Origin of the sequence: Kitasatospora sp. NPDC057500, assembly GCF_042802195.1 — a bacterium.
In the GTDB taxonomy this organism is placed as follows: domain Bacteria; phylum Actinomycetota; class Actinomycetes; order Streptomycetales; family Streptomycetaceae; genus Kitasatospora.
Genome location: NZ_JBHVER010000127.1, coordinates 1 through 24,010 on the forward strand (window position 1 = coordinate 1; position 24,010 = coordinate 24,010).

General features: G+C 74.3%; 20 protein-coding genes. 8 read left to right on the forward strand and 12 right to left on the reverse strand.

Features of this window, described 5'->3' with window-relative positions:
• Positions 1–134: 134 nt before the first annotated feature.
• On the forward strand, positions 135–560 hold the full coding sequence (locus tag ACFU74_RS24400) for an Ohr family peroxiredoxin (protein ID WP_380760237.1): 426 nt from the start codon (positions 135–137) through the stop codon (positions 558–560).
• A 183-nt stretch (positions 561–743) separates the two neighbouring features.
• On the opposite strand, the gene ACFU74_RS24405 is transcribed toward ACFU74_RS24400, so the two are convergent.
• Positions 744–1,691 carry a hypothetical protein gene (locus ACFU74_RS24405; protein WP_380760239.1) on the reverse strand — a complete coding sequence of 316 codons (948 nt, stop codon included), beginning with the start codon at positions 1,689–1,691 and terminating at the stop codon, positions 744–746.
• Positions 1,692–1,982: 291 nt separating this feature from the next.
• Between ACFU74_RS24405 and ACFU74_RS24410 the strand changes: the two genes are divergently transcribed.
• Both ACFU74_RS24410 and ACFU74_RS24415 read left to right on the forward strand, forming a co-directional pair.
• The gene (locus ACFU74_RS24410; protein ID WP_380760241.1) at positions 1,983–3,212 is read left to right on the forward strand and encodes a sensor histidine kinase; all 1,230 of its coding nucleotides are present in this window, start codon (positions 1,983–1,985) and stop codon (positions 3,210–3,212) included.
• On the forward strand, positions 3,209–3,811 hold the full coding sequence (locus ACFU74_RS24415) for a response regulator (RefSeq protein ID WP_380760243.1): 603 nt from the start codon (positions 3,209–3,211) through the stop codon (positions 3,809–3,811). The genes ACFU74_RS24410 and ACFU74_RS24415 overlap by 4 nt, the downstream gene beginning before the upstream one ends.
• A gap of 66 nt (positions 3,812–3,877) precedes the next feature.
• Here the strand turns inward: ACFU74_RS24415 and ACFU74_RS24420 are convergent, their stop codons facing one another.
• Both ACFU74_RS24420 and ACFU74_RS24425 read right to left on the reverse strand, forming a co-directional pair.
• The gene (locus ACFU74_RS24420; protein WP_380760245.1) at positions 3,878–5,050 is read right to left on the reverse strand and encodes a glycosyltransferase family 4 protein; all 1,173 of its coding nucleotides are present in this window, start codon (positions 5,048–5,050) and stop codon (positions 3,878–3,880) included.
• Positions 4,975–6,291 (reverse strand): glycosyltransferase 87 family protein, encoded by a 1,317-nt coding sequence (locus ACFU74_RS24425; protein WP_380760247.1) that lies wholly within the window; start codon positions 6,289–6,291, stop codon positions 4,975–4,977. The genes ACFU74_RS24420 and ACFU74_RS24425 overlap by 76 nt, the downstream gene beginning before the upstream one ends.
• A gap of 168 nt (positions 6,292–6,459) precedes the next feature.
• On the opposite strand from ACFU74_RS24425, the gene ACFU74_RS24430 reads away from it, so the two are divergent.
• From ACFU74_RS24430 to ACFU74_RS24440, 3 genes are read left to right on the forward strand one after another with little or no spacing between them, the layout of a single operon-like run.
• Positions 6,460–7,743 (forward strand): sensor histidine kinase, encoded by a 1,284-nt coding sequence (locus tag ACFU74_RS24430; RefSeq protein WP_380760249.1) that lies wholly within the window; start codon positions 6,460–6,462, stop codon positions 7,741–7,743.
• A gap of 36 nt (positions 7,744–7,779) precedes the next feature.
• Positions 7,780–8,508 carry a response regulator gene (locus ACFU74_RS24435; RefSeq protein WP_380760252.1) on the forward strand — a complete coding sequence of 243 codons (729 nt, stop codon included), beginning with the start codon at positions 7,780–7,782 and terminating at the stop codon, positions 8,506–8,508.
• A 39-nt stretch (positions 8,509–8,547) separates the two neighbouring features.
• Positions 8,548–9,048, forward strand: a complete 501-nt coding sequence (locus ACFU74_RS24440) for a hypothetical protein (protein WP_380760254.1) — start codon at positions 8,548–8,550, stop codon at positions 9,046–9,048.
• 70 nt (positions 9,049–9,118) lie between these two features.
• Here ACFU74_RS24440 and ACFU74_RS24445 read toward each other — a convergent pair whose 3' ends face one another.
• On the reverse strand, positions 9,119–10,348 hold the full coding sequence (locus ACFU74_RS24445) for a cytochrome P450 (protein WP_380760256.1): 1,230 nt from the start codon (positions 10,346–10,348) through the stop codon (positions 9,119–9,121).
• Positions 10,349–10,535: 187 nt separating this feature from the next.
• On the opposite strand from ACFU74_RS24445, the gene ACFU74_RS24450 reads away from it, so the two are divergent.
• Positions 10,536–11,237 (forward strand): TetR/AcrR family transcriptional regulator, encoded by a 702-nt coding sequence (locus tag ACFU74_RS24450; RefSeq protein ID WP_380760258.1) that lies wholly within the window; start codon positions 10,536–10,538, stop codon positions 11,235–11,237.
• 235 nt (positions 11,238–11,472) lie between these two features.
• Here the strand turns inward: ACFU74_RS24450 and ACFU74_RS24455 are convergent, their stop codons facing one another.
• From ACFU74_RS24455 to ACFU74_RS24490, 8 genes are all read right to left on the reverse strand, one after another.
• Positions 11,473–12,975 carry an ABC transporter ATP-binding protein gene (locus ACFU74_RS24455; protein ID WP_380760260.1) on the reverse strand — a complete coding sequence of 501 codons (1,503 nt, stop codon included), beginning with the start codon at positions 12,973–12,975 and terminating at the stop codon, positions 11,473–11,475.
• Positions 12,972–13,766 carry an ABC transporter permease gene (locus tag ACFU74_RS24460; RefSeq protein ID WP_380760262.1) on the reverse strand — a complete coding sequence of 265 codons (795 nt, stop codon included), beginning with the start codon at positions 13,764–13,766 and terminating at the stop codon, positions 12,972–12,974. The genes ACFU74_RS24455 and ACFU74_RS24460 overlap by 4 nt, the downstream gene beginning before the upstream one ends.
• Positions 13,763–14,707, reverse strand: coding sequence for an ABC transporter permease (locus tag ACFU74_RS24465; protein WP_380760264.1), 945 nt, complete (start codon positions 14,705–14,707; stop codon positions 13,763–13,765). The genes ACFU74_RS24460 and ACFU74_RS24465 overlap by 4 nt, the downstream gene beginning before the upstream one ends.
• Positions 14,704–16,254 carry an ABC transporter substrate-binding protein gene (locus ACFU74_RS24470; protein ID WP_380760266.1) on the reverse strand — a complete coding sequence of 517 codons (1,551 nt, stop codon included), beginning with the start codon at positions 16,252–16,254 and terminating at the stop codon, positions 14,704–14,706. Before ACFU74_RS24470 ends, ACFU74_RS24465 begins: the two co-directional genes overlap by 4 nt.
• 133 nt (positions 16,255–16,387) lie before the next feature.
• Complete coding sequence (locus ACFU74_RS24475) at positions 16,388–17,650, reverse strand: MFS transporter (protein ID WP_380760268.1); 1,263 nt, start codon at positions 17,648–17,650, stop codon at positions 16,388–16,390.
• A 391-nt stretch (positions 17,651–18,041) separates the two neighbouring features.
• A complete protein-coding gene (aceE, locus tag ACFU74_RS24480) occupies positions 18,042–20,696 on the reverse strand; it encodes a pyruvate dehydrogenase (acetyl-transferring), homodimeric type (protein WP_380760271.1) in 2,655 nt (884 codons plus the stop codon).
• 175 nt (positions 20,697–20,871) lie between these two features.
• Positions 20,872–21,525 carry a GntR family transcriptional regulator gene (locus tag ACFU74_RS24485; RefSeq protein WP_380760273.1) on the reverse strand — a complete coding sequence of 218 codons (654 nt, stop codon included), beginning with the start codon at positions 21,523–21,525 and terminating at the stop codon, positions 20,872–20,874.
• Between the two features lie 229 nt (positions 21,526–21,754).
• Positions 21,755–23,245 (reverse strand): SulP family inorganic anion transporter, encoded by a 1,491-nt coding sequence (locus ACFU74_RS24490; RefSeq protein ID WP_380760277.1) that lies wholly within the window; start codon positions 23,243–23,245, stop codon positions 21,755–21,757.
• A 295-nt stretch (positions 23,246–23,540) separates the two neighbouring features.
• Between ACFU74_RS24490 and ACFU74_RS24495 the strand changes: the two genes are divergently transcribed.
• Positions 23,541–24,010: MerR family transcriptional regulator (locus tag ACFU74_RS24495; protein ID WP_380760275.1), on the forward strand; the 470-nt coding region annotated here is incomplete at its 3' end.

Here is a 24,010-nt window from a genome sequence, read left to right on the forward strand (position 1 = left end):
GTACCGGACCCTGGCCGGTACCCGGGCCCGGGGGTGGCCAGGGTCCGGTACCGGCTCGACGGGGCGGCGCCGGGGAAGAGGATCAGGGCGATCGAGCACACGTCCCCCCGATCCGTACGAAGGGAAGGCACCGCATGGCCGGCCACTACACCGCCACGGTCGAAGTCACCGGCGAGGGCCGCGACGGCGGCACCGTCCGCTCCGCCGACGGCCTGCTCCGGCACCGCCTGTCCATCCCCCGGGAACTGGGCGGACCGGGCGACGCCACCAACCCGGAACAGCTCCTGGCCGCGGGCTGGGCCGCCTGCTTCCTCGGCGCCCTCCGCCACGCCGCCGCCCGGCGCGGGATCAGGCCGACCAGCACCGCCGTCACCGCCGAGGTCACCCTCCAGCACGGCGACGGCGGCGTGTTCTCGCTCCGGGCCACCCTGGCCCCCCGCGTCGGCGGCGTCGACCAGCGCACCGCCGAGAGCCTCGCCGAGGACGCCCACCGGTCCTGCCCCTACTCCAAGGCGACCAGGGGCAGCATCCCCGTCACCATCGCCGCCACCGCGGTCTGAGCACCACCTCCGGAGAGGGCGCGATCGCCGAAGCGCGGGAGCATGTGCCCGACCCGGCCGATCGGCCCGAAGCGGAGAAGAACGCATGACCAGCAGTGCCCTCGACCACCTGCTCGGCCGGAGACGGGACGAGTGGGTGCGGGGCGCCGGTCAGGGCACCCCGCACCCGCCTGCGGGTGGTGGTCAGCTCCAGGGGTTGGCGGGCTGGTCGTCGATGGCGGTCCAGAAGCGGGTGCCGGCGGGCAGGGTGCCGTTGGCCCACAGGCCCCAGCCGGAGCCGTCGTGGAACTCGGCCATCCGGAAGCCGGCGCCGAAGCCGTCGGCGCACTTCTGGTCGGCGGCGGCGCGGCTGGAGAGCTGGTGGCCGGGCAGCGGCGCGGTGGCCTTCACCTCACCGCCGGCCCAGCTGTGGTAGCCGTTGGTGGGGACGCCGGCGGGGGCGGGGCGGCCGTCGTGCTTGAGGCACAGCAGCGGCAGCACGGCACTCGACGGGGTGTCACCGTTGTACGGGTTGCTGTTGGCGGCGTCGTCGTAGCCGACGTGCACCACGTTGTCGGCGCGCTGCTCCAGGGTGGTCCAGGTCATGCCGGCGTGCCGGCCGCGCGGGCCGAACATGGCTTCGTAGGCGGTGCTGTAGAGGTTCCACTGCTGGTAGCTGCCGCCGTCGCAGTCGCGCATGACCATCTTCCAACCGCCGAAGGTCTTCCGCGAGTTGTCGAGGCACAGCGCGCTGGAGACGTTCTTCAGCCGCACCCCGATCATGCCGTAGAGGGCCGGTTCCGCCTCGAACGGGGTGACCTCCCACTCCTGGTTGGGAGCCCCCGCGCGACACACACTGGCCGACAGCCCGTCGGTTTGCGTCAGACAGCGGTCGCCGTCGACGCTGGGGGTGGTGACCGTGTACCGCCCGGGATAGCCCGCGACGGGCTTGAACACCCACATGCCGGGGTTGTTGGACGGCTCGCAGGGGTGCATGTCCTGCGGTCCCCACCGGGCGTCCGGGCAGCGCTCGGAGTACTGGTTGAACAGGACCGTGGCGGGGGTGTCGGCGGAGGCGCCGCCGGGCACGAGGAACAGGCCGGTCACGGCGAGCACGATGGCGGGCACGAGACGCCTGAGGGTTGAGCGCATGCTGTCTCCACAGAGGGTTCGGAGGGGTGCGGCAGCCTGCCCGCGCGTGCGGGGGCCGCTTGCCGGTTCGTCTGCGGCCTTCCGGTCCCGTCGCCCCCGAGCGGGGGGCGAACACCGAGGTCGGACGGCCGGTGGCGCTGTGGAGAGTCTTGTCGTGGCACACCGGCCACCGGTAGTGGCCGATGCCACGGGTCGGCCGGGCGGTGTCATGGCCGCCGCGTGACAACTGTCATGATCTTTGGCCGGTTCGGGCACAGACAGCGGACGGTGCCGACCCTAGGCTGGCCGGACATGATCACCTCACCCGTGGGGCCCGCGACGGTCGAGCCGGGGCGGCTCGGCCGCCTGACCTCCTGGACGTTGCTCGCTCTGGGGCCCCTGTGGCTGCTGCTGGCGGCGTACGACCTCCTGGCCAATCTGAGCTCGGGGCGTCGGCTGCTGGCGGCTCCGGTGCTCGTCGCCGTCGCGGTCCAGCACACCTGGCTCATCCGCCGGGCGGTTCCGGGCGGCTCCGCGGGCCAGGGGCCCGGGCGTGGTTCCGTTGCCAGGAGGTGGTGGAACCTGCTGGTGCTGGTCGCGGCGATCGTGGTGTGGGGCGACATGGCGGACCGTCCGTACACGGCGATCGACTGGGCCATGGTGCCCGGGGCCATGACGGCGGCGCTGGCACTCTCCTTGCCGGCCCGCGAGCGCCGCCGACTGCTGGCAGCGGTTGCGCTGGCCTGCGCGGTGCTGGGGGAGGCGGTCGCCCGGTGGCGCCACGTGAGCCCCGAACTGCTCCCCGCAGCGCGGGCGATGACCGGTGCGGGGATGGTGCTGTTCATCGCCGGGGTGGAGTTCGTGCTGGTCCGGCTGTGGCGGGCGGTGCGGGAGGCCGAGCAGGTCCGGGAGACCACGGCCGCCCTGGCGGTGGCGGAGGAGCGGCTGCGGTTCGCCGCAGACCTGCACGACCTCCAGGGCCACCGGCTCCAGGCCATCACGCTCAAGGGCGAGCTGACCCAGCGGCTGATCGGCCGCAGCGACCACGAGGCGCGCGCGCAACTGCGGGAGATCACCGAGCTGGCCCGGGCCGCACTGGAGGAGTCGCGGGCCGTGGTCCACGGCTACCGGAGCGCCAGTCTGGCCACCGAACTGGCCAACGCCGCGGGGATCCTGGAGGCCGCCGGGATCCGCACCACCGTCGACGGCGACGCCGCGTGCATCCCCCACCAGCTCCAGCCGGCCTACGCCGCCCTGGTCCGCGAGGGCGTCACCAACATCCTCCGCCACAGCCGTGCACGGCACTGCCGGATCACCGTCACCGCCGCCGAGGGCCGGGCCCGGGTCGTGCTGTGCAACGACGGCGCCCCGTCGAGCGCCGCCCCGTCGAGCCCCGCCTCGTCGAGCCCCGCGGAGACCGGCAGCGGCCTGGCCGGACTGCAGGAACGCTTCCACGCCATCGGCGGGTACATTCTCATCGCCACCCACCCCGGCGGCCAGTTCGAACGGGCCGGCCACACCCACCGGGAGAGCCCCGCGTGATCCGCATCCTGCTCGCCGACGACGAGGACCTCACCCGCGGAGCCCTCGCCGCACTCCTGGGCCTCGAACCCGACCTGACCGTCACCGCGCAGGCCCAGGACGGTGCCGCGGCGGTCGAGGCCGCGAGCCGCCACCCGATCGACATCGCCCTGCTGGACCTGGAGATGCCCCACCTCGACGGCATCGCCGCCGCCCGGGCCATCCGCCGCCACCGCCCCGTCCCCACCGTCCTCGTCACCCGCCACGCCCGGCCCGGCGTGCTGCGACGCGCGCTGGCCGCGGGTGTCCAGGGCTTCGTCCCCAAGACCACGCCCGCCACCCGGCTGGCCGCCATCCTGCGCGAGGTCCACGGCGGCGGACGCTACATCGACCACCGCCTCGCCACCCACGCCCTCACCGAGAGCCCCTGTCCCCTGACCGCCCGGGAACTCGACGTCCTGCGCGCCGTCCACCAGGGCCTCGCCACCGGCGCGTTCGCCGAACAGCACCACCTCGCTCCCGGCACCGTCCGCAACTACCTCTCCTGCGCCATCACCAAACTCGGCGTCCGCACCCGCCACGAAGCGGCCCGCCGCGCCTGGGAGGAGGGCTGGATCTGAGGCTCCGACACCGGGGCACGGCCGTCGGCGTCCTGGACCCGGGCCCGGTCGGGGAGGCGGCCGCCCTCACCGAAGCGTCCGGTCCTCCCGCCGGCTCCGGGGGTGCGGCGTCGCGCCCAGGAGCCCGGCGAGCCGGTCGAACGCGTCGTCCCAGCACCACCTCCCGCCCACCCACGCCCGCCCCCTGCGCCCCATCTCCCGCGCGGCCTCCGGATCGGCCAGCAGTTCCGAGAGCCGGTCCGCCAGCAGGTCCGGCCGCCGGCCGTCCACGACGTGGCCCGTCTCCCCGTCGAGCACGGCGTCCGGGGCACCGCCGGAATCCCCGACCAGCACCGGCAGACCCGCCGCTGCCGCCTCCAGGAAGACGATCCCGAGCCCCTCCACCTCAAGGCCCGCCCGCCTCGTCCGGCAGGGCATGGCGAACACGTCCGCGGCGGCGTAGTAGGGAGGCATCTCGTGGTGCGGACGGCCACCCGCGAAGACGACCGAGCCGCCCACACCCCGCCGAGCCGCCAGCTTCCGCAGGTTCCGCCCGTACGGTCCCGCGCCCACCAGGAGCAGTTTCGCTTCGGGGTGCCGGTCCAGGAGGCGGGGCATCGCCTCCACCAGGGTGTCCTGCCCCTTGCGGGGGACCAACCGTGCCGCGCAGAGGATGACGGGGCAGTCGCCCAGGCCGTGCCGCTCGCGCACCTGTTCCGCTCCCGAACCGCGCCCGAAGACCGTGGCGTCGACACCCGGCGCCAGCCGCTCCATCCGGCCGGCGGCGCTCGCTCCGAGCGCCGCGGCGATCCGTTCCCCGGTGTAGGCGCCCAGGTAGGTGACGGTGTCCACCCGGTCGCCGATCCGGGCGAGCAGCGCCCGGGCCCCCGGCGTGCGGGCCCACCAGACCTCGTGGCCGTGGGTCGTCGCGACGATCCGGCGGACGCCGGCCTGGTGCCGCAGCGCGGAGCCCATGAGCCCCAAGGGTGCTGCGGCGCCGAACCAGACGCTGTCGCAGCCGTACCGGCGGGCCAGCCCGACCGCGCGGGCGGTCACCCGCCGGGTCGGCAGCAGGGTGCGGGCCGGGTCGCGCACCACGGGGAACGGGAGCGTGGCGTCGAAGGCTGCGGCGCCCGGGGCGGAGGAGGTGTGGACGACGACTCCGTCCGGGTCGAAGCGGGTCGTCATCGCGTGGACGAAGGTCTCGATCCCTCCCTGCCGGGGCGGGAAGTCATTGGTGACGACGAGTGTGCGCGGCATGGTTCGGGCCTCCGGTGGACGACGGTGAACAGGTGGTGGCTGCCGGTCCTGACGGTCCGGCAGTCGAGGAGACGGACCCAGCCGACCAGGACGAACGGCACCGCGAGGTAGCCGAACCGGGTCGCCGGGGCCAGGCAGACGGCGAGGGCCAGCCCGAGGGCCAGCCGGTCGGAAGCGGCGGTGACGGTCCGCGGCGGGCGGGTCAGCAGCGAGGCGCCGACTCCGGCGGCGGCCAGGGCGAGCAGGATGAGGGCGAGCACGCGTCCCCCGGGCACGTGCGCCGCCAGCAGCCGGCCCGGCAGCGGGCTGTCCGCGGGAGAGGCGGTGGCGCCCGCACCGGCGGGGAACAGGACGGTGTGTTCCGCGAAGGCCGCCGGAGCCGCCAGTACGGACGGGGCCACCACGATGGCGGCGACCGCGGCGGCGACCGCGGCGGCTCGCAGCACCGCCCTGCGTCCCCGGACCGTCGCGAGCAGCACGAGCGCGACCGGGACGAGCGGCCAGGCCGTCCACTTCAGGGCTGCCGCCGCCCCCAGCGCCAGTCCGGTGGCGCCCGGCCGCCCGGCCCCGGACAGCGCGAGTGCCAGGCACATCAGCGCGCTCACCGGAAGGTCGACCCCGCCGACGGCGAGCGGGAGGGCGACGGCGGGGAAGGCGGCGAGCGCCGACAGCCCCGTGCCTGCGCGGCGCCCCGTGGCGACGCGGGCGGACAGGGCGACGACCACGAGGAAGGACAGCGCGAACCACCAGCGCGCATCGCCGGCGACCACGTCGCCCAGCAGCGCGTGCGGGAGGCCGAAGAGCGCCATCCCGGGCAGGTACGGGTTGTAGTCCGCCAGGGCGGCGGGCCGGTCGGGGTAGGGGACGCCCGTCGCCAGCAGCCGCTCACCCGAGCGCTGGACGACGTCGACCTCCAGTTGCCCCTTGCCGAGCAGGGCCAGGAGGACCAGTGGGACCAGGACGGACCCGGCCGCGGCCACCCGGACCGCCCGGCGCGGCCACGCCCCCCGCCCGAACCCGCCGAGCAGCGCGGCCGCCAGGTACCCCGCGGCCGCGGTCGCGCCCCACACCCGGTGCGGGCCGAGGGCCGACACCAGGCCCAGCCCCGCGGAGAAGAGCGCGCACACCGTCCAGACGGCGAGGGGCAGCAGACGGCGTGCCGGCCGCGGACCGGTGGCGGCCACGGCGGTCGTGGTGGTGGCGGGATCAGTGCGGTGCGTCAGCAGGCTCGATGTGCTCAACCGGCCCAGCCTCCTCGGTCGGGATCTGCGCACCAGTCTCGGGATCCGGGCGGCCGGAATCGTCAACCCGGGCTGCGGTCCCGGGCGTCAACCCGTGGTGTGACGCGGGATCCCCGGGCCAACCCGTCGGTTGACGACGACCACCGTCCCTTCCCGCAGAATCGGGGCATGAGTTCCGTCTGGCGTGCCGCGTTCGGCCACCTCTCGGCCTGGAGCCGTTCGGCCGGGTTCCCCTACGTCACGGGGGCGGTGCCCGTGGTGATCGCGGCCGTCGAGATCGCGGCGTCCGGCATCACCTCCGTGACGGTGCTGGCCACCGCCGTGTGCGCGGTGGCCCCGCTGCCGTGGCGCCGTGCGTGTCCCCGGCTCGCGCTCGTCCCGATGGCGGCGTTCCTGCTCAACTTCCTCTTCCGCCCCGAACTCCTGCTCTCGGTGGCGGTCGCCGGCCTGATCAGCCTGTACGCGGCGGCCCGGCAGCGCGTCCTGCACCCCCTGCTGCTGACCGGCGCCGCGGTTGCCGGGGCCGTGCTGGTCAACTGGGGGCACATCCGGCTCGGCGCGTACGACCTGGGCGGCGCCGAGCCGATCCTCGGATCGCAGGGCGCCCTGTCGTACTTCGCCGAGTCGGTGCTGCTCTCCTTCGCGATCGTGGCGACCGTCGTCCTGGCGGACGCGGCACGGGGCCGTGAGCTCCACCGGCGCGACCGCCGGCTCGCCCATGAGCACCTGATACGCATGGAGCGCCATCAGGCCGCGGTGGCGGCCCGCACGGAGATCGCACGCGAACTGCACGACATCGTCGCGCATTCGGTGTCCGTGATCGCCGTGCAGGCGGAGAGCTCCACGTACAGCATTCCCGGGCTGACTCCCCAGGCGCAGGAGGGCTTCCAGGAGATCGCCCGGTCCGCCCGGTCCGCCCTGTCCGAACTCCGCGGCCTGGTGGGGATCCTGCGCCGGAGCGACGGGACGCGGGAACCGGTGGGGACCGCTCCGCAGCCCACGCTCGACTCCCTGGACTCGCTGCTGGAGCGGCACCGCGCGGCCTGCGGCGAGGTCGAGCTGCACACGTCCGGTCACCGGCCGGGCCTGACGGCCGCGTTCGAACTCCACGTCTACCGGATCGTCCAGGAGGCGCTGACCAACGCCCGGCGGCACGCGCCGGGTACCGGGGTCAGGATCGAACTCGGCTACGGCGCCGACCGGGTCGCCCTGCGGATCTCGAACGGGGCCCCGGGGAACGGCCGGTTCGCGAGCGTGCCGCCGTCCGCTGCCGTTCGCCCGGCCGGGAGCGGCCCGCAGCACCCCCGGGGCCACGGCCTCGACGGCATGCGGGAGCGTGCCGTGCTGCTGGGCGGGAGCCTGACCTGGACCCGGGAGCCCGACGGGGCGTTCCGCATCGACGCCGGCTTCCCGCTGGCTCCGGTGCACGGCAACGCGGTCACCCCGCCATAATCGGCTGGAACGGAGCGGGTGGCGGAAGGGGAGCGGGTGTCGGCGATTCGGGCGATCGTGGTGGACGACCAGACGGTGGTGCGGGCGGGCCTGGTCAACCTGTTGGCCACCCAGGAGGACATCGAGGTGGTGGGCGAGGGCGCCGACGGCGAGGACGCCGTCCGGCTCGTCCGGGAGCACCGGCCCGACGTCGCCCTGCTGGACATCCGGATGCCCGGCATGGACGGCATCCGGGCGACCCGGGCGATCCTCGCCGAGCCGGCCAACCGCACCAGGATCCTCGTGCTCACCACCTTCGGCCTCGACGAGTACGTCTACGACGCGTTGGCCGCCGGGGCGGGAGGGTTCCTCCTCAAGGACGCCACGTTCCCCGAACTGGTCCACGCCGTCAGGGTGGTCGCCGCGGGCAAGGCCGTCCTGGCGCCGGACATCACCCGGCGGCTGATCGACGACGTCAACCGGCACCGGGCCGCCCGGGCCCCGGTGCCGGACGCCACGGACCTGACTTCACGCGAGGCCGAAGTCCTGGTCCTCATCGCCCGCGGTCTCTCCAACAGCGGCATCGCACAGGAGCTGACCGTCACCGAGCACACCGTCAAGACCCACATCAACCGCCTCTTCACCAAGCTGAAGGTCCGCGACCGGGCCCAGGCCGTGATCGCCGCCTACGAACTCGGGTTCATCCGACCCCGGGAGGGAGCCGGCCCGCACGGCGGGGGCGGGGCGGATCGTCGGGCGGCCGTCCCTCCGTTCGAGCGGCGCTGACCAGGACGGCAGGGAGAGCCCGTGACGGATGTCCGACGCATGCGAATGGCGACCCGCCTGGCGATGGCGGTCGCCGTTCTCGCCCTGGCGGCCGGGGTCCTGCTGGTGGCCGCGTCGGGGCCGCTCCCGGGCGACGGCGTCGACCGGTGCGCGGGCCAGGACGCCCGCCTGGCCGCGCTCGACGAGCTGGACGCCTTCGCCGTGCTGCCGCCCGGATCGCGGCAGGTCGAGGAGTCGGCGACTGCGGCCGAGTGCGTCGGCGACGATTCCGCGGGCCCCTGGCTGTACAGCAGTCGTGTCCGCACGTACGGCGGGAACCGCGAGGACCTGATCAGGTTCTACGAGGGAGAGCTCTCCGGGCTGGGCTGGCGAAGAGGAGGGCCGAAGCCCGGGCCGTCGGTCGTGCGGACGTGTTTCACGAGGAAGGCGGAGCCGGGCTGGGAGACGCTGACGATAACGTTCGTGCAGGGAGCGGAGGCTGACGGGACCTTCCGGATCTCCGCCGAGGCCGCCGTGGACGGTTCGAGGATCGGGTGCTGACCCGCCCCGGCCCCGTCCCCCCGTGCGGCGGACAGGCTGCCACGGTGTCCTGGCCTGCGGCCATCGGCGGTCACCCCAGGCGCACCGGCAGTTCCGCGAGGCCCCGCAGCAGCGTGCTCGTCCGCCAGGTCAGCCGGGCGGGGTCCGCGGCGAAGTCGATCTCGGTATGACGTCCGAGGAGGCGGCGCAGCGCGACGGTGGTCTCCGCGCGGGCCAGTGGGGCGCCGAGGCAGTGGTGCAGTCCGTGGCCGAAGCCCAGGTGGCTGGGGCCCTGGCGGCGGATGTCGAAGCGGTCGGGTGCGGGGAAGGGGAGCGGGTCGCGGGACGCCGCGGCGAGGGAGACCAGGACCGCGTCGCCCGCCGCGACGGGTGTTCCGGCCAGGTCGAGTGATTCGGCCGCGAATCGGAACGCGGAGGCGTGGACCGGGGTGTAGTACCGCAGCGACTCCTCCACGGCACCGGGGAGGAGCGCGGGATCGGCTCGCAGCAGGGCGAGTTGGGCCGGATGGGCGAGCAGACCGTGCACGGTGGCGGAGATCAGGTTGACCGTCGTCTCGTGGCCGGCGACGAGGAGGAGGAACACCATCCCGAGGAGTTCCTCGCGGGTGAGGCTCCCCGCCTGCCGTCCCGGTCCGCCCGCCGCGCGTCGCGCCGCCGCCAGGTCGCCGAGCAGCGTGCTGTCCGCTCCCTGGGCCGCTCCGCCGAGCAGGTCGGCCCTCGCCGTCAAGTCGGAGAGGTACGAGGCAAGTTCCGCCGAGGCCGCCGCTGCCGCCTCCGGCGACGACGGCATGACCAGTTCGTTGGACCACGCGTGGAACGGGGTGCGGTCCGCCTCCGGTACGCCCAGGAGCGCGCAGATCACCGCGACGGGCAGCGGGAGTGCGTACCGGTGCACCAGGTCGACGGTTCCGCGTTCCGGCAGCGCCGCGAGCAGGCCGTCGGCGATGGCCTCGATCTGCGGGCGCAGGGCGGAGACGCGGGCCGGAGCGAAGTGGCCCGCGACCAGCCGGCGCAGGCGCGTGTGCTGCGGCGGGTCGCTCTGGAGCATGTTGCGGCCGATGGCGTGACCGCCGTCCGTGCGCCATGACGAGGAGTGCGTGATGTCGTTGCGCAACCGGGGATCGGCGAGGGCCTGTCGTGCCGCGTCCCGGGTCACGACGAGCCAGCAGTCCCCGCTCTCCGGTACGTGGATGCGGTGGACGGGGCCCTTCGCGCGCAACTGCGCGTAGAGCGGGAAGGGGTCGGCCGCCAGGTCGTGGCCCTCGGGGGCCAGTTCCTGCAAGGTGGGCGCCTGCTTCACAGGGGTCTCCGGTGGTGTGCTGCGGGGGCGGGTCCGTCGGCACCGGTGCTGTTCCGTCCACGGTCCGCCTCCCGGTGCCATAGGGACGGCAGGAAACGGGGAGCAGTCCCCGTTTCCTGCCGGGACGATAGCATCCCGAACGGGGAATGCTCCCCGCTTTCGGTCGAGCGGTACGACGGAGGACGAGATGGCCACCGGTGAACAGGGCGCGCCGCCCCCGTCGCGGCGCGATGCGCGGCGCAACCGGGAGTTGCTCGTCGAGGCGGCCCACGAGGTGTTCGGCGAGCAGGGGCTCGAAGCGCCGCTCGATGTCATCGCCCGGAGGGCGGGCGTGGGGAACGCCACGCTCTACCGCCACTTCCCCACCCGCGCCGCGCTCGTCGACGCGGTGTTCCGCGATCCGCTCGCCGACACGATGGCGGTCGGCGAACGGGCCCGCACGGCCCCGGACGCCTGGGTGGCACTGACGGGCTACCTGGACGCGGTCTTCACGGTGCTGGCCGCCGATCGCGGCACCAACGACCTCATGACCACGCGCCTCCAGGGCGTCGAGTCCCTGGACTCCGTGCACGCGCACAACCGGCGGACGCTGGAACTGCTGCTGGAACGCGGGCGGGCGGAGGGCAGCGTCCGGCCCGATGCCACCGTGGAGGACGTCCTGTTCCTCCTGGCCGCTCTCGGCCGCGCGGTCCCGGCGCTGACGGCGGCGGCGTCCGCCGAATCCTGGCGCCGCCCCCTCGCCCTGCTCGTCGACGGCCTGCGCGCCGCGCCGGCCACGTCGCCGCTGCCCGAACCCGCCCTCACCCCCGACCAACTCCACGCCGCACTGGGCGAACTGGGTCCGCACCGCACTCCCGGCGGCCGGCGAACGGGCGACCGCCGGGACTGATGCGGGAACGGCGCGGCGGCGGCAGCCGTCCGGGCCGCCCGGCCACCTGCCGGGGTCGGCTCCCCGGGCTGTGCGCCATGGCCGCGGGCGCGTGGTCGGACCGGCGCTCGGCGCGGGTCCCGGCGCGCTCGGCGCAGCCCTCGACGGCCCCGGCGGCGGGAGTGGGGCTCGGACCTGGGCTGGGCGTGCCCGACCCAGGTCCGTCACCGACCCGCCCCGTCACCGACCCGCCCCGTCACCGGCCCGGGCGGTCCCGGCTGCGGCGGGTGCCCCGCCCGGCGGAGCGCAGCAGGTCGCGGGTGAGGTCGTGGCGCGGAGCGCCGAGTACCTCGGCCGTCGCCCCGTGCTCGACGATCCGCCCGTCGTGCAGCACGGCGATCCGGTCCGCGACCGCCTCGGCGGCGGCGAGGTCGTGCGTGATCACCACGAGTGCCAGGTCGGTCCGTTCACGCAGCCCGGCCAGCAGGCCGAGCACGGCGTGGCGGCTGCGCGCGTCCAGTCCGGACGTGATCTCGTCGCACACCAGCACCCGGGGATCTCCCGCCAACGCGCGGGCCAGGGCGGCGCGTTGCAGCTCGCCACCGGAGAGGCCGGCGGGCCGCCGAGCGGCCAGGGCCCGGGGGAGTCCGAGCTCCGCCAGCAGCCGCAGGGCGACGCGGCCGGCCTCGTCGCGGCCCGCCCCGCGCAGGCGGACGGCGGCCCGCGCCACCTGGTCCCCCACCGGACGGTACTCGTCGAACGAGGCCTGGGCGTCCTGGAACACGTACTGCACGGCGGCGAGTTCGCCCCGCGAGCGGTCGCGCAGGCTGCGTGCGAGCGGCCGGCCGTCGAGGGCGACCACGCCCCGGTACGTGCGGTGCAGGCCCGCGACGCAGCGGCCGAGCGTGGTCTTCCCGCTGCCGGAACGGCCGATCAGCGCCAGGCACTCACCGGCGCCGACCTCGATGTCCACGCCGTTCAGCACCTCGACGCCGCCGGGATGGGTGGCGTCGAGCGATTCGACGCCCAGGACGGGGCGCGCGGGCGCCGCGGCGGGTCGTGTCCCGGGCGGCGGGGCGGTGGCCGGCAGGCGTGGCCGGGAGCCGGCCAGTACCTGGGACGCGGGCCCGGAGGCGACCGGGCGACCGGCCCGCAGGACCACGACGTCGTCGGCCAACTCCGCCACCACGTCCAGGTCATGGCTGAGCAGCAGCAGGCCGATGCCTTGCCGCACCACGGCGGACAGCTCGTCGACGATCCGGCGCTTCGTCGACGTGTCCTGGCCCGTGGTCGGCTCGTCGGCGACGATGGCCCGGGCGCCGAGCAGCAGCGCCTGGGCCAGGACGACCCGCTGCTGCTGTCCACCGGACAGCTGGTGGGGATAGCGGCGCAGCACCTCCTCGGGGGCGTCGAGCTGTGCGCGGCGCAGGGCCTCGCACACCTCGGCGGTGCCGCCGCCGCGCAGCCGGGCGATGTCGCGCAGGAGCGCGCCGACCCGGCGGGCGGGGTTGAGCGCGGCGGCCGGGTGCTGCGGGACGTAGCCGACCGCGCCGCCGGGGGCGTGGACCCGGCCGGTGACCACGGCGCCTTCGGGGTACTCGCCGAGCAGGGCGAGGCCGGTCGTGGTCTTTCCGCTGCCCGACGCGCCGAGCAGGGCCGTCACGCGGCCCGGGTGGACGCGCAGGCTCACGCCGTCCACCAGGGTGCGGCCGGTGACCTCGATCCGCAGGCCGTCCACTTCGACCACCGGTCCGGTCATCGCGGCGTTCCCTTCCCGCCCCGCTGGAGGGCGGCGTCGAGCAGCAGGTTGGCGCCCATGGCGAGGCCGGCGATCAGCGCGGCGGGGACGACAACGGCGAGCGGCTGGAGGTCGAGGCCGGGCCGGTTGCGGTCGACCATCACCGCCCAGTCGCTCGCGTCCGGCTGCACACCGACGCCCAGGAAGGCGACGGTGCTGACCAGGTAGAGCGCTCCGACCAGCCGGGTGCCGGTGTCGGCGGCGAGCGTGCGACGCATGGCGCGGACGGTGTAGAGCAGGGCGATCCGCGCCCACGACTCGCCGTGCAGACGCATCGCCTCCACGGCAGGGCGGGCCGCGACCTCCACCGCTCCGGCGTGGACCACCCGGGCGGCGTCCGGGACGCCGACCAGCGCCACGAGCGCGCTCAGGCCGACCGGCCCGGGGGACAGCACCGCGGCGGTGATCAGCACCAGGACGAGCGACGGCACCGCGATCAGCACGTCCAGCGGACGCATCAGCAGCTCCTCCAGCCAGCCCCGCCGGGTGAGCGCCGCGGCCAGTCCCAGGGGGATCGCGACGGCGTAGGTGAGCGCGGTCGCGGCGAGCGCCACCAGGACGACCGAGCGGCCACCCAGCAGTATCTGGCGCCAGACGTCCCGGCCGGTGAAGTCGGTGCCGAGCCAATGGCCCTGGCCCGGGGTGAACGACACTCCGCGCGGCCCGGGCGGGCCGGCGAACAGCGGCCCCAGCAGGGCCAGCAGCAGCGGGACGGCGATCAGGGCCGCGCCGAGGAGGAACCGTGGTCTCACGCGGCGACCTCCGAGCGGGGTGCGAGGCGGCGGGCGGTCAGGTCGGCGCCGAGGTTGAGCACGACGGTGGCCGCGCCGAAGACCACCGCGAGCCCCTGGACCACCGGCACGTCGCGGGCCGCGACCGCGTCGAGCAGCACGGTGCCCAGGCCGGGAACCACGAACAGTGCCTCGACCACGATCACCCCGCACAGCAGCCAGTCACAGGTGCGGGCGAGCTGCTGCGCGGCCGGGGCGACCGCGTTGGGCAGCGCGTGCGCCCACCGGATCCGGGCCTCGGACAGCCCGTAGCGGCGGGCCTGCGCCACATGGGGTGCCGCCAGCGCCTCGATCATGCCGGCCCGCACCAGTCGGCTGATCGAGCAGACCGGGCGGGCGAGCAGCACGGCGACCGGCAGCACCAGGACGGCCGGCTGGTGCCGGAGCCCGCCGATCGCGGTCGGCGGCAGCCAGCCGAGCCTCAGCGCGAACACCGTGGTGAGCAGCACGCCGAGGGCGAACTCCGGAACCGCGTACACGGCCAGCGTCGTCGAGCTGATCAGCCGGTCGAGTGCTCCGCCCTCCCGGCGGGAGGCGAGTACGCCGAGGGCGACCGAGAGGGGCACCAGCAGCACGAGGGTGAGGGCGGCGAGCAGCAGGGTGGGGGCCAGGCCGCCGGCCAGGTAGGTGGTGACCGGACGGCCGCTGACCAGCGAGGTGCCCAGGTCGCCGTGGAGCAGGCGCAGGCACCAGTCGAGGAAGCGCTCGGCGGCGGGCCGGTCCAGGTGCATGGCGGCGCGGATCACGGCGATCCGCCGCGGGTCGGGGTCGTCGCCGGCCAGGGCGTCCGCCGCGTCGCCGGGGAGCGCCTCGGTGAGGACGAACACCAGCGCGGGGACGGCCGCCAGCTGCCCCGCCCCGAGGAGCAGCCGGCGGCCGGCCCAGGACCGCAGCGGCGTCATGCCAGCCAGACCTTGTCGAACCGGGCCCAGTCGAGGGTGTTCGCGGGAGCGTCCTCGGCGACGCCCCGAACGGTGGGCGCCGTGGCGATGATCCAGTCGGCGAAACCCCAGATCAGGAACCCGCCCTCCTCGTACAGGCGACGCTGCATCCGTTCGTAGAGCGCGGTGCGGGTGGCGGGATCGAGGGTGGACTGAGCCTGCGTGTAGAGCTCGTCGAAGTCGGGCCGTCTCCAGTGCGTGGCGTTGGTGGTGGACTTGGTGAGCAGTCGCTGCGAGATGTGCGACTCGATCGGCATGACGCCCGAGCGGTAGGAGGCGAGGGTGCCGCCGTCCAGGATGTCCTTCCAGTAGGTGTCCTTGTTGCCGACCCTGACCTCGACCGTGACACCGGCCGTGGCGGCCTGCTCCTTGAAGATGCCCGCGGCCTCGACGAAGCCGGTCGCGACCGGCGAGGTGTCCAGGGTGACCCTGAGGTTCTCGGCACCGGCCTCGCGCAGCAGGGCCCTGGCCCTCTCCAGGTCCCGGGTGCGCTGCGGCAGGCTCGCCGGGTAGTACTGGAAGCCCTTGCCGAACAGGTCGTTGCCGATCTCGCCCGCGCCGGACAGCGCCCCGTCGACCAGTTCCTTCCGGTCGGCGATGAGGAAGAACGCCTGGCGCACCCGCTTGTCGTCGAACGGCGGCCGGTCGGTCTTCATCACGAAGCCCTGCATGGTGCTGTTGCGCAGCCGGACGATCTCGATCCGCTTCCGGCCTTCGTGGGCGCGGGCGGTGGCCGGGTTCAGCTCGTGGGCGTACTCGGCCTGTCCGCCGAGCAGGGCGCTGACGCGGGCCGACTCCTCGTTGGCGACCAGGAATTCGAGCTCCGCCAGGTGCGGTGCGCCTTCCCAGTAGCCGGGGTGGCGCCCGAGGAGCAGCGAGCTGCCCGGCTTGAAGGAGGTGAAGCGGAACGGGCCCGAGCCGACCGGAGCGGTGAAGTCCTCGGTGCCGTTCGGCACGATGTAGGCGCCGAACGCGGCCAGTACGTTGGGGAATTCGGCGTACGGCCGGTTGAGGCGGAACACGACGGTGGCCGGATCGGCGGCGCGGCTGGCGGCGAGGTCGATCGGCTCCAGGGAGGCCTTGGCGCGGAAGGCGCGCGCCGGGTCGGCGATGCGGCGGTAGCTGAACAGGACGTCGTCGGCGGTGACCGGGCGGCCGTCGTGGAAGACGGCCTCGCGGAGCCGCACGGTCCAGGTGTCCAGGGTGGCGCTGGGCTCCCAGCTCTCGGCGAGGCGGGGTACGGCGGAGAGGTCGGCGCCGTAGTCGGCGAGCTTGTCGAAGAGCGCCTTCGCGCGGGCGGCGTCGACGAAGAGGTTGGCGAGGTGGGGGTCGAGGGTCTCGTTGGTGCCTCCCCCGGCGAAGGCGGCGCGCAGCCGCCCGCCCTGCCTCGGGGCGGCGGAGTCGGAAGCGTTCGGCGGGTCCGCGTCGGCGGCGCAGCCGGCGGTGGTCAGGGCGAGTGCGGCGGCGCCGCCGGTCAGCAGGAACTGCCTGCGGTGGAAGCGGTTCACGAATGCTCTCCTCGGTGGGTCGGGCGACCGGGTGGAGGCGGCCGGCGTCGGCCGCTGCGGGTGAGGGTGCGGGTGAGGGCGGGTGAGGGCGAGGGCGGTTGAGGACGGCGTCGAGGTCGTTCGGCGGGCACCGTCACCGGACGGTGCTCGGCTCCCCGGGGCCGGGGCCGGGGCCGGGTGCGGTGCCGGTGCCGGTGGCGGTGGCGGCGGGCCCGGTTCCGGGTGCGGGCAGGAGGGCTGCGCGCTGGAGGAGGGCGACCGCGGCGGCGCAGAGCAGGCCGAGCGCGGCGCAGAGCAGCCAGGCCGACCAGCGGGCGTGCTCCATCGCCCACCCCACCGCCGCGTTGCCGAGGGCGGCGGCCAGGCCCGAGACCATGTGGAACACGCCGTAGTAGGTGCCGGTCAACTCGCCGCGGCCGAAGGCGGGGATCAGCTCCAGCACGAACGGACCCGCCACCATCCTGCCGAGCTGCAGCCCCAGCACCGTGAGCAGCAGGACGGGGAGGCCGTCGGCGGCGAGCGGCAGCAGGAACGCCAGACCGGTCGACAGCGTCCCCACGGCTATCCACCGGCCGCGGTTCCCGGTGCGCTGGAGCCTTCGGGTGATCCGTAGTTGGAGGGCCAGGTTGGCGAGGGTGCTGGTGAGGAAGAGCACGCTCGCCGCGCCCTCCCAGCCGGTGGCGCGCCGCGCGGCGTCGGGCAGCAGCAGGTAGAGCTGGCTCTCCAGGACGTACAGGCCGACCAGGGCGAGGGAGAAGGCGAGGAACCGGCGATCGGTGACCGCCTCCCGCCAGTCGCCGAGGACCGGGGTGGGCGTCGGCCGGGCCGGCCGGCCGGGCAGCGCCACGGCCTGGGCGGCCGTCAGCAGGGCGAAGATCCCGGCCGCGGTGAGTGCGGCCGCCCGGAAGTCGACCAGCAGCAGGGCGGAGCCGAGCAGCGGCCCGGCCAGGGCGCCCGCGGTCGCGAAGACGTTGAACAGCGCGAACGCCTCGGCCCTGCGCGCACCCGCCTCCTGGGCGACGTACGTGCGGACGGCCGGATTGAACAGCGCACCGGCGAGCCCGCTGAGCACCGAGGCGGCGATCAGTACCGCGATCCCGTCGCCGAGCGCGAACAGCGCGAACCCGACGGTCCGCAGCCCGCAGCCGGCGATGATCACTCCGCGCGCACCGAGCCGGTCGGCGGCGGAGCCTCCGATGAGGAACAGGCCCTGCTGGCTGAGGTTGCGCGCCCCGAGGACGACCCCGACCGCCACGGCCGACAGGCCCAGGTCCTGCCCGAGGTGGGTCGCGAGGTACGGCACCAGGAGGTAGAAGCCGGTGTTGACGCCGAACTGGTTGACCAGCAGCAGCCGCAGGGGCAACGGGAACGAGCGGACGGAACGGAGGGTCCTCACCGGGCGGCCTCCGGCGCGGGCGGGCTGCCGGGGTCAGGGCCGCGGCCGGGGGAGGCCGAACGGCGGCCTCCCTCGGCGGTCGTCCCGGGCGGCAGGTGGCTCATGGAGCCGACCCGCACGCTCTCGACAGTCGGCGGATACGCCACGTGGTCCCCTCGTGGTCGGGCGGAGTCGTGCGGCCGGTACCGGAGAGAAACGTATCTGCACTCGTTGTCATTTTCAATAAGCCGGTGAGGGAGTATCCCCGCGCGGCCCGGAGTCCCGGAGTCCCGGAGCCCCGCAGCCCCGCAGCCCGGAGCATCCGCGTCGGCGGGCCGTCCGGCGTCGGCGGGCCTCGCCGCCCGGCCCGGAGTTCAGGGCCGGGGGCGGGGCCGGCCCGGGGCGCCGGGGATCAGTCCCGTCCCGTCAGGCCGTAGCGCCGGGCGGCGAGTTCGGGCGCGTCCGGCTTGACCTCGCCGCGGGCGGCAAGGGTGCGCAGGGCGTGCACGACGATGGACTCGGCGTCGACGCCGAAGTGGCGGCGTACGTTGTCCCGGCTGTCGGAGAGGCCGAAGCCGTCGGTGCCCAGGGAGGTCCACTGCTGCGGGACCCAGGGGGCGATCTGGTCCGGAACGGCGCGCATCCAGTCCGACACGGCGACGACCGGCCCCGGCGCGCCGGCCAGCGCCTCGGTGACGTAGGGAGTGCGGCCCCGGGCCTCGGCCTCCATGGCATCGCGGCGCAGCAGCGTCCAGGAGGGGGCCGACCAGACGTCGGCGGCGACGTTCCAGTCGGCGGTGAGCAGTTCCTGGGCCCGCAGGATCCAGTGGATCGCGGTGCCGGAGGCGAGGAGTTGCAGCCGCGGAGCGTCCGCGGCGGCCTCGGGGGCGGGCCGGTAGCGGTACAGGCCGCGCAGGATGCCTTCCTCGACTCCCTGCGCCTGCGGCATCGGCGGCTGGACCTTGGTCTCGTTGTAGACGGTCAGGTAGTAGAAGACGTCCTCGGCGGCCTCGCCGTGCATGCGCCGCAGCCCCTCGCGGACGATCACGCCGATCTCGTAGGCGAAGGCGGGATCGTAGGGGAGGCAGGCGGGGTTGGTGGAGGCGATGAGGTGCGAGTGGCCGTCGGCGTGCTGGAGGCCCTCGCCGGTCATGGTGGTGCGTCCGGCGGTGGCGCCGACGACGAAGCCCCGGCCCAACTGGTCGGCGAGCGCCCAGAACTGGTCGGCGGTGCGCTGCCAGCCGAACATCGAGTAGAAGATGTAGAAGGGGATCATCGGTTCGCCGTGCGTCGCGTACGAGGTCGCGGCGGCGGTGAAGGAGGCGAGCGAACCGGCCTCCGTGATGCCCTCGTTGAGGATCTGGCCGTCGGTGGACTCCCGGTAGTACAGGAGCTGGTCGCGGTCCACGGGCTCGTACGTCTGCCCCTTGGGGGAGTAGATCCCGGCGGAGGGGAACAGCGACTCCATGCCGAAGGTGCGCGCTTCGTCCGGTACGACCGGCACCCAGCGCGGGCCGGTCTCCTTCTCCCGCATCAGGTCCTTGACGAGGCGGACGAAGGCGGTGGTGGTGGCGACCGGCTGGGTGCCCGAGCCCTTGGCGAGCGCCGCGAACGGCTTGTCCGCGGGGGCGGGGAGCGGCCGGGCGACGACCCGGCGGGCCGGGGCCGGACCGCCGAGCGCGCGGCGGCGCTCCATGAGGTAGGCGACCTCCTCGGAGCCGGGCCCCGGATGTGCGTACGGCACCAGGTCCTCGCCCAGCCGGGCGTCGGGGATCGGGAGTTCGAGGAGGTCGCGCATGGCGCGGAACTCCTTGCCGGAGAGCTTCTTCATCTGGTGGTTGGCGTTGCGGGACTCGAAGCCGGGGCCGAGCGTCCAGCCCTTGACCGTCTGGACCATCACGACGGTGGGGGCCCCGCGGTGCTCCAGTGCGGCCCGGTAGGCGGCGTGGATCTTGCGCGGCTCGTGTCCGCCGCGCGAGGTGCCGACGATCCGGGCGAGGTGCTCGTCCGTGTAGGGGCGGGCGAGCGCGGCGAGCGCGCCGGTGAACAGGCGCTCGCGGACGTACCCGCCGTCGCGGGCGGCGAAGGTCTGCAACTGCCCGTCGGGCAGGGTCTCCAGGGCGTCGAGGAGCAGCCCGTCGGCGTCGGCGGCGAGCAGGCCGTCCCAGTCCACGCCCCAGGGCACCTTGACGACGTTCCAGCCGGCCGCGCGGAACTGGGCCTCCAGCTCCTGCATGATCTTGAAGTTGCCGCGGACCGGGCCGTCGAGGCGCTGGAGGTTGCAGTTGACGACGAAGGTGAGGTTGTCGAGCTCCTCGCGGGCGGCGAGCGGGAGTGCGGCCGTGGCCTCCGGCTCGTCCATCTCGCCGTCGCCCAGGAACGCCCAGACGTGGCTGCGGCCGGTGTCCTTGATCCCGCGGTGGTGCAGGTAGCGGTTGAAGCGGGCCTGGTAGATCGCCGAGAGCGGGCCGAGGCCCATGGAGACGGTCGGGAACTCCCACAGCCAGGGCAGCCGCCGCGGGTGCGGGTAGGAAGGCAGGCCGCCGCCGCCCGCTTCCATCCGGAAGCGGTCCAGCTCGGCTTCGCCCAGGCGTCCTTCGAGGAAGGCCCGGGCGTATATGCCGGGGGAGGCGTGGCCCTGGACGTAGATCTGGTCGCCGCTGCCGTCGGCCTCCTTGCCCTTGAAGAAGTGCTGGAAGCCGACTTCGTAGAGCCAGGCGGCCGACGCGTAGGTGGCCATGTGCCCGCCCAGGCCGGCGCGTTCGTTGCCGCGGGTGACCATCGCGGCGGCGTTCCACCGGTTCCACGCCGTGATCCGCGCTTCCACGGCTTCGTCGCCGGGGTAGGCGGGTTCGGCGGCGGTCGGGATGGTGTTGAGGTACGGGGTGACGGACGGCGGCGGCAGTGGCACACCGGATCGGCGCGCGTGATCGACGACGCGTCGGAGCAGTCGCGCGGTGCGCCGGGGCCCGACGGCGCCGACCGCACCGTCCACGGAGGCGAGCCATTCGGCGACCTCCTGCGGGTCGGGTTCGGGCAACTGGTCGAGCTGGTGGTGCGGGGACATGGGGTTCGCCCTTCCGTGGTGCGGGCCGGCCGGAAGCGAGGTCTTCGGGACGGTCGGCTTGGTGACTACCTGGCCCGTAGTGCTCAATGATCGGTAAAATTTTACTGGTGTGTATGGATAGCGTCGTCTTCTGAGGGGAAGCGTTGGAGACGGGCCGCGGGGGCGGTCTCCGGTGTCAGGCGCTCTTCGGTGCGGCCGCGTAGTCCATGACGTGCCGTTCCATGAGGCGCCCCAGGTGCGGGTCGCCGCGGAGCAGGCCCTCGGCGATCTCCTCGTGGTCCTCCGCGTTGTCGTGCAGTTCCGTGCGCAGCCACCGCAGCGAGAGGCGGGTCCACACCTCCACGCCCAGCCCGTCCCAGTGCCGGACGAGGACGGGGTTCCCGCAGGCGTGGACGATGGCGCGGTGGAAGGCCACGCCGTGCAGGGCCTGGCCGTCGGCGTCGCCCTCGGCGGCCGCACGGCGCATCGCGAGCAGGTGCCCCTCCAGTGCGGCGGTGTTCCCGGCGAGCCGGGGGGCGGCGAGCATGACGGCGCGGCGCTCCAGGGCGGCGCGCACGACGTACACGTCCCGGAGCTGGCCGACCGTCAGCTCCTGGACACGCGCGCCCTTGTTGGGGCTGGACGTCACGAGCTCCATGGCCTCCAGCTCGCGCAGCGCCTCGCGGACCGGCGCCTGGCTGGTGCCCAGTTCGACCGCGATCCGCCGCTCGACGATGCGGTCCCCGGGCTCCCAGCGGCCGGCCACCAGGCCTTCGAGGATGAAGGCGCGCACGTGCTCGTGCAGGGGGGCCCGCTCCAGCGGGGCGCCCGGCGCCGTGGGAAGTGCCACTCGACTCTCCTCCGCTCATCAGTTGAGCAATGATCGATCATTTTTCAGTGTACTCGACGGTGGCCTGCCGGTGGCGCACGGCTGGAGGAGCGGCCGGCGGCCCCGCTGCCGCCGGTGTTCCGACGGCCGGGACCCGCGGGCGGGCTCGCGTCGCCGGACGAGCCGGCGCCGTGCGGAGAAGGGCCTCGGCGCGACTGCCGAGGTCCTTCCGATCCGCCCGGGCAGGCCGTCAGGGGCCGGCTGTGAGCTCTCCGGAGAGCCGGTCGTGGAGGTCGGCGCTCGGAGCGTTGAGTCCGGTGATCTTCACGGTCTTGCCACGCCGGGCGTACTTGGTCTCGATGGCGTCGAGGGCGGCGACGGAGGAAGCGTCCCAGATGTGCGCCCGGCTGAGGTCGATCAGGACGCTGTCGGGGTCGCCCGCGTAGTCGAACTGTCCGACGAGGTCGTTGCTGGAGGCGAAGAACAGCTCGCCGGTCACCGAGTAGACCACCCGGCCGCCCTCGGGGTCGGTGACGGAGGTGACAGCGGCGAGGTGGGCGACGCGCCTGGCGAAGACCACCATGGCGGTGATCGAGCCGACGACGACCCCGATGGCGAGGTTGTGGGTGGCGACCACGCAGCCGACCGTGATCACCATGACGGCGATCTCCCCGGCCGGCATCCGCCTCAGGGTCCCGGGGGCGATCGAGTGCCAGTCGAACGTCGCGAAGGACACCATCACCATGACGGCGACGAGCGCGGCCATGGGGATGTCGGAGACGACGGGGCCGAAGACGATGCACAGCACCATCAGGAACGCGCCGGCCAGGAACGTGGACAGGCGGGTGCGGGCACCGGACACCTTCACGTTGATCATGGTCTGTCCGATCATCGCGCACCCGCCCATGCCGCCGAGGAGACCGGTGACGATGTTGGCGATGCCCTGGCCGATCGACTCGCGGGTCTTGTTCGAGCGGGTGTCGGTGATCTCGTCGACCAGTTTGGCCGTCATCAGCGACTCCATCAGCCCGACCAGTGCCATGGCGAGCGCGTACGGAGCGATGGTTTTCAGCGTGTCCAGGGTGAAGGGCACGTCCGGCAGGCCCGGGACGGGCAGCGACGAGGGCAGTGCGCCCTTGTCGCCCACGGTCGGGACCGCGATGCCCGCGCCGAGCGTGATCACCGTCAGGACGGCGATGGACACCAGCGGCGCCGGGACCACGGTGGTGACCTTCGGGAAGAACACCATCAGCGCCAGACCGGCCGCGATCAGCGGGTACACCGCCCACGGCACACGGCTCATCTCGGGGATCTGCGCCATGAAGACCAGGATCGCCAGCGAGTTGACGAACCCGACCATGACGCTGCGCGGCACGAACCGCAGCAGCTTCGCCACCCCGAGCGCGCCCAGCACGATCTGGAACACTCCGGCCAGGATCACCGCGGCCACGAGATGGCCGAGGCCGTGCTCCCGGTTCAGCGGGCCGATCACCAGCGCGACCGCGCCGGTGGCGGCGGAGATCATCGCGCGGCGCCCACCGACGACGGCGATGGTGACCGCCATGGTGAAGGACGCGAACAGGCCGATCGCCGGCTCGACCCCGGCGATGACCGAGAACGAGATCGCCTCGGGGATCAGCGCGAGGGCGACCACCAGACCGGCCAGCACCTCGGTGCGCCAGACCTTCGGGTCGGACAGCCAGTCGGGCTTGAGGCCACCCGGGCGCGCGGCCGTGGACACAGCGGAAGAGGACAAGGAGGGAGCCTGTCGTACTCGGGGCGCGCCCCTGCCACGGGGGCTGGACGTGCAGAGGAGAGGGCGGGGTCCGGACGGCACCCCGCCGTGGCCCGGGACGTGCCGGGGCCGGAACCTGCGGGAATCGGGTCCTCGCCGGGGGCGTCGTCGGCCCCGGCACGGCTGCGGAGGGGCAGCGGACGGTCCACCCGGACCGGGAGAAACCCTACCCTAACGTTAGGGTAGGGATCGGATGGGGTGGATCGCGCCTCCGCGACGGCAGAAGGACGGGGTCAGGGGCATGGACGGCAGGCACATGCAGATCGGCGAGGTCGCCGCGCGAACCGAACTGTCGCTGCGCACCATCCGGCACTACGAGGAGACCGGCCTCGTCGTCCCCTCCGCCCGCTCCCAGGGCGGCTTCCGCCTCTACACCGAGACCGACGTGGCCCGCCTGATGGTGATCCGCCGCATGAAGCCACTCGGCTTCACCCTGGAGCAGATGCGCGACCTGCTGGACGCCACCGACCGCCTCGACAACGGGACCGCGAGCGACGCCGGTGAGCGCGAGGCCCTGCTGGAGCGCGTCCGAGGCTATGAGCGGGCCGCGGTCGAGCGGGTGGAGCAGCTGCGCGTCCAGCTCTCCCGCGCCGAGGACTTCGCCGCCACGCTGGGTACCCGTCTGCGGCAGGACGCCGCACCCGCCCGCCCGTGTGGTGCGGCGCCGGGGCGGTCCGGCGCAGCTGCGCCGGACCGCCCGCCCTCACGGCG

Excerpts from the sequence above, each read along its gene's own strand:
- ACFU74_RS24400 (WP_380760237.1), top strand. The coding sequence starts at position 135 with ATGGCCGGCCACTACACCGCCACGGTCGAAGTCACCGGCGAGGGCCGC.
- ACFU74_RS24405 (WP_380760239.1), bottom strand. The coding sequence starts at position 1,691 with ATGCGCTCAACCCTCAGGCGTCTCGTGCCCGCCATCGTGCTCGCCGTG.
- ACFU74_RS24410 (WP_380760241.1), top strand. The coding sequence starts at position 1,983 with ATGATCACCTCACCCGTGGGGCCCGCGACGGTCGAGCCGGGGCGGCTC.
- ACFU74_RS24420 (WP_380760245.1), bottom strand. The coding sequence starts at position 5,050 with ATGCCGCGCACACTCGTCGTCACCAATGACTTCCCGCCCCGGCAGGGA.
- ACFU74_RS24430 (WP_380760249.1), top strand. The coding sequence starts at position 6,460 with ATGAGTTCCGTCTGGCGTGCCGCGTTCGGCCACCTCTCGGCCTGGAGC.
- ACFU74_RS24440 (WP_380760254.1), top strand. The coding sequence starts at position 8,548 with ATGCGAATGGCGACCCGCCTGGCGATGGCGGTCGCCGTTCTCGCCCTG.
- ACFU74_RS24450 (WP_380760258.1), top strand. The coding sequence starts at position 10,536 with ATGGCCACCGGTGAACAGGGCGCGCCGCCCCCGTCGCGGCGCGATGCG.
- ACFU74_RS24455 (WP_380760260.1), bottom strand. The coding sequence starts at position 12,975 with ATGACCGGACCGGTGGTCGAAGTGGACGGCCTGCGGATCGAGGTCACC.
- ACFU74_RS24465 (WP_380760264.1), bottom strand. The coding sequence starts at position 14,707 with ATGACGCCGCTGCGGTCCTGGGCCGGCCGCCGGCTGCTCCTCGGGGCG.
- aceE (WP_380760271.1), bottom strand. The coding sequence starts at position 20,696 with ATGTCCCCGCACCACCAGCTCGACCAGTTGCCCGAACCCGACCCGCAG.